5 protein-coding genes are annotated in these 4,482 nt (G+C 36.5%); 1 reads left to right on the top strand and 4 read right to left on the bottom strand.

Annotated elements, in window-relative coordinates; genetic code table 11:
• The first annotated feature begins 158 nt into the window (after nt 1–158).
• Nucleotides 159–392 (top strand): hypothetical protein, encoded by a 234-nt coding sequence (locus F8153_RS15855; protein ID WP_151867333.1) that lies wholly within the window; start codon nt 159–161, stop codon nt 390–392.
• Between the two features lie 404 nt (nt 393–796).
• Here the strand turns inward: F8153_RS15855 and F8153_RS15850 are convergent, their stop codons facing one another.
• From F8153_RS15850 to F8153_RS16305, 4 genes are all read right to left on the bottom strand, one after another.
• A complete protein-coding gene (locus F8153_RS15850) occupies nt 797–1,903 on the bottom strand; it encodes a hypothetical protein (RefSeq protein ID WP_151867332.1) in 1,107 nt (368 codons plus the stop codon).
• Between the two features lie 17 nt (nt 1,904–1,920).
• Nucleotides 1,921–2,541, bottom strand: coding sequence for a DUF6273 domain-containing protein (locus F8153_RS15845; RefSeq protein WP_192929871.1), 621 nt, complete (start codon nt 2,539–2,541; stop codon nt 1,921–1,923).
• 262 nt (nt 2,542–2,803) lie between these two features.
• Nucleotides 2,804–3,556, bottom strand: coding sequence for an ATP-binding protein (locus tag F8153_RS15840; RefSeq protein WP_151867331.1), 753 nt, complete (start codon nt 3,554–3,556; stop codon nt 2,804–2,806).
• A partial coding sequence (locus F8153_RS16305) for a Mu transposase domain-containing protein (RefSeq protein ID WP_408608766.1) occupies nt 3,556–4,482 on the bottom strand: 927 nt, incomplete at its 5' end. The genes F8153_RS16305 and F8153_RS15840, both read right to left, overlap by 1 nt.

Here is a 4,482-nt window from a genome sequence, read left to right as displayed (position 1 = left end):
CTGGTTCAGGCGGTCAATAACACTATATAAATAAACCTGCTAAGAACATAACTATCAATGACCTACGAGATTTTCTACACTACAAAGGTCACAATAACACACTGACTTCAATATGCGGCATTTTTTCCTGAATAAAATCATTCTGGGAATGGATGGAAATGGAAAACATGATTGAACACAATCCAGCCAAATTCCTAAATTATCCTAAGAACACCAAGAATGTAAGAGAAGGACTTAGTGTAATAGGCATCGAGGTTTGTCGTGAAACCTGTAACGAAGACAGAGAAAGAGCTGTCTTTGAATTTTTCTTGGCCAGAGTAAGATTAACACCACTCAGGTATACCCTAAATTATCACAAGCATCAGTCAAAACGAGTACCGAAGGTACTTTAATGTTTAATCCCAAAAAGCACTTTCAGATTGAACTTGAAAGTGCTTTTTAAATGTAAATTTGATTCATATTTCGGTCCTTTTGATTGGTAGATACATCTAATAATTGTCTATCAAATTTTAATTTGTAGGGATATACATAATGTGAGATATTGTATTTCCTTTTAAGATGCTTTAAATATGTGATACAGCTCTACAAAGTAATTTCGACGATAATCATAGATTTGTTAATATAGTGTTAGGTATTGGAATCAGCGAAGAAACTGGCAACGGTTTCTGTAAATCTGATAGGACCTTATTGAAGTTAAACACTTGCTTTGCAATCATGAAAACATCCGTATCTTCATATTCGGCTTCTCTCATTGTTGATTCTATCAACTTTATTAGTTGCTAGGTTGTAATGGTTATTATGAACTTGTAGATAGTATTTTTCCTTTATTCTTTAAACATTCTACTTCCATATCTAGCCATGTTTGGATATTTCCCCCAATTTTAAGGATTGCCTCATCTAGCAAAAAACTATACCCGTGACATCCCTTCTGACAAGCTTCCGCAAATAATTTCTTATTGCACCCATATCCTCGTGAAATTACCTCTTTAAGCTCCTTTGGAAAAGATTCAATAAAATCAAGATACATATTTTTCTTTTGTGCCTTAATTAGAATTCGATAGCCTGAGTTATGTGATGCTGAAAATGTCCAAACTTCATTATTCCCATATGAATAGATAACTCTAACGCCTAAATAGAATACATCCACCTTACATGTTAAGTTTTGATTAGTATATCTTCTATGAAGTGCTAGTACAAAATTCCGAACCTTATCGTCCAATGGTTTTAAATAGTCATTTAGAATATCATAACTATCAATTACTTGGTCCATAATCTCTCGATAATCACATCTTAAAAAAATGTCGTGCTTACCTTTTGCAAATAGTTTTTCTTGCGCAACTGACATAACTTTTATTCCTACAAACAAATCTACATTCATCGAATACTTTATTTCAATAGATTTGATTTCTGCCATTCTTGATGGCTTAATATCTAAGTTAAGATTTACAAATTCAAACCCAATTGAATCTAGAAATTTCAAGGCATCAATTAATTTGGGTGTAGAAATTTTCGCTTTCATTTTTCTTCCATCAACACCTACAGTTGAGGTTATCAATCCAATATCATTAACTATAAGCGTGTTGCTATTGTTATCTATCTCACCATGATATCCCAAGTTATAAAGAATACTTTTAAGATTGTTAAGGAATGGAAAGCTCACGGGTAAACTAGGATGGAATGATGTCGCCCTGCTTTTTTTCACAGAACTTAGATACAATTCCTCTTCATCCATCAATCTATCACATATCATATACAATAACTCTCTGAAAGCAAGAACGCCTTTACGAATCTTTTCACTATCAGCAATAGAATTAAACATATCAATCACAGGATATGTTTCAGGTATATCTGATGGAATTATATTTCTAATAAATTTTACGATGTCTTTCCTTGTCTCTACCATTTTTCCTCTTTACTCACTTATTTTTTTATCCATAGTGCAGGTCTAACCCCACCATAGTTCTTACCTGTTATGCAATGCACATTTTTACTATTATAATTATACGTACCATTTCCCTGAATGCCTACATTTCCATCACCATGAATATACGCTGCTCTTTTATTATCTCTTCCTGGTGATCGAAGCCACCACCACCAACTATGGCCATCCAATATAGCCATCCGCTTGTTATTATTATCGTCCTTTTTTTGAAACCAGTAACGTTGTTTTGAACTCCTGCTCACAAGATTTTTACTGCTATCGCCAAAGAAGTTACAGACAACCTCCTCAATACTTAATAAAAAAACATAATCTAAGGTTTGCTCCCCACCTTCTGATTCGTACCACGGATTATTGCTATTTATGTTAGAAACTTGCAATATCCTTTCTTGCTCATTCAAGGTGAAGCAATTGTAAAAGTCACTATTAAGATAATTTCTTAAAGAACATTGAGCCCATGTTACTTCACCTTTGCAATTATGATATGGTTGTTGTTCAATCATATGTTCTGTTAGTAGTAATACCCTATCATCTTTCACTTTCAAAACACGCCAATCATAATCTCCAAATTTTATAACTTTACCTACTCTAATATCATTCATACCGTTCTCCCTTATTCTGTATTAATCTAATTCTATCATAAACTATTCCCCAACGTAACAGTCAAGTATTTAACCATACTTTTAATTATATTTATAATCTAGTATACCTAATTTAAATCAGTAACCTATTATCTTCACATCTGAAAATTGAAAGTACTCTAAGTTTGATTATTTCACGGCAATAGCAACACCAAGTTGCTCGTAAGAGCATCAGTGATACTGTATTAGAGCATCACTGATCTTCTCATTGAGCATCGCTTTGTTAGATCGCTTTCGTTTTTGAATAGAATTGCCTCATATTTAAGTCACCTGCATAAACCCACGCTGCGTTGTGAACAATCCTATCCATCATGGCATCGGCATGCACACCGCCACCCAGACGGTCGTGCCAGTCTTCGGTTTTGAATTGTGTACAGAATATAGTAGAGGTAGAATCATGTCTTCTCTCAATGAGTTCGAATATAAAATGCTGTTCCTCTTCTGACAGTTCGTCTAGTAACCACTCATCGATGATGAGTAGCTTATAGTTGGTAAACTTCTTCAGTAGTTTTGACAAACCCTGCTTTTCCAAGTCTGCTTCATCTCTAAGCATAAGTAAATCAGGCAGTCTGATGTAGCGCGTTCTAATACCTCTTAAACAAGCTTCCTTACCCAAAGCGCAAGCCAAGTAGCTTTTTCCAGAACCGGTGAAACCATGAAAGATGATATTGATATTGTTGTCGATGAACTGAGCAGTTGATAAGCTCATGATCAAACTCTTATCCAAACCTCTTTCTACATAGTGCACATCTGCGACGGAAGCATTGGTGATTCTGAATTTTGCGGAGTTGATGAGCCTATTGACTTTACTGTTATATTTGACTTGGTAAACGTGGTCTATAGCTAGTTGTAGCCGATCATTGAAGGGCATGTTGACAAACTCTGCATGTTTTGCCTGGATGTCGATGATTTCAATGAACTCGTTTAAGTTTAACTCCCTTAGTTTCCGTCTTGTTTCTTCGTTTAAAGAATACATTAATAATCACCTCCGCTATAGTAGTTCGTCCCTCTTACATAACCTTGAACTTTGGATTCAGCCTTGTTCTTTGACTGTTTCCTCTCTTGGTAGACCTCATCTTGGTTGGAGGATAAGATGGCGTTTAAGCTACGGTAGCGCGGCGAGTGAACTTTTTCCAGTGCCAGTTCACAAGCTATTTCAAGTCTTTCACTAGTATGTTTTTTACTCAGTCGTAGTACAGAAAGTGCAGAGTTGAAACCCTGTTCTTTGATTTTTACACTGTTAAAGATTCTTTCTATGACTGTTTTGGTACAGGGGCCGATTGAAGAGGCCCAGTCAACAATACGTTTATCGTCCCATTTAGGGTTCTGGAAATGGTCAGGCATGTGTGATTCATCAGTCTGCCATTGGTATTTCGCATAGCTTGGCAAACGACTGTGACTACAGATTCTTTCCTTGTTAAAGAATATCTCAACGATGAAATCAGTCGCGCGAATATCTACAGTCTTACCCACGTACTGATAAGGGGCAGAGTACCTATTCGTTTCAAAGGCTACATGGCAATCGATGTTTACCTTATGTCCATAGACCCAGTCGGCAACGACAAAGGGGACATTTGGAAGTGCTCTAAGGCAGGGCTTTTCAGAGTCTTCAAACACAAGTGTTCTGCTACCTGAGCGCTTTTGAAAAGGTGCGTCATTAAAGTCGTCCAGTTTCTCCCTAACCGCTCCTCTTAAATCTGTAAGGCTATGGTAAGTATCGTGTCTAAGTCTAGCTATGATGGCTGTGGCGATTTTTCCTACTGTGCTTTCTGCTGAAGGCTTATGTTTAGGCTTTTTCACACCGGCAGGCATAATGGCCGTTAAGTAATGGTTTGCTAGTGCCTCATACTTGTCATTGAGTACAATATCACCTTCACGTGGATGGCTGATTACTCCGGTTTT

It is taken from the genome of Alkaliphilus serpentinus, assembly GCF_009017255.1.
GTDB lineage: Bacteria > Bacillota > Clostridia > Peptostreptococcales > Natronincolaceae > Alkaliphilus_D > Alkaliphilus_D serpentinus.
Note: the sequence above shows the minus strand (reverse complement) of the source record. Positions and strands in the feature narration are given on the sequence as shown.

What these genes read in the sequence shown, in the direction of transcription:
- F8153_RS15840 (WP_151867331.1), bottom strand. Translation starts at nt 3,556, where the DNA reads ATGTATTCTTTAAACGAAGAAACAAGACGGAAACTAAGGGAGTTAAAC.
- F8153_RS15855 (WP_151867333.1), top strand. Translation starts at nt 159, where the DNA reads ATGGAAAACATGATTGAACACAATCCAGCCAAATTCCTAAATTATCCT.
- F8153_RS15845 (WP_192929871.1), bottom strand. Translation starts at nt 2,541, where the DNA reads ATGAATGATATTAGAGTAGGTAAAGTTATAAAATTTGGAGATTATGAT.
- F8153_RS15850 (WP_151867332.1), bottom strand. Translation starts at nt 1,903, where the DNA reads ATGGTAGAGACAAGGAAAGACATCGTAAAATTTATTAGAAATATAATT.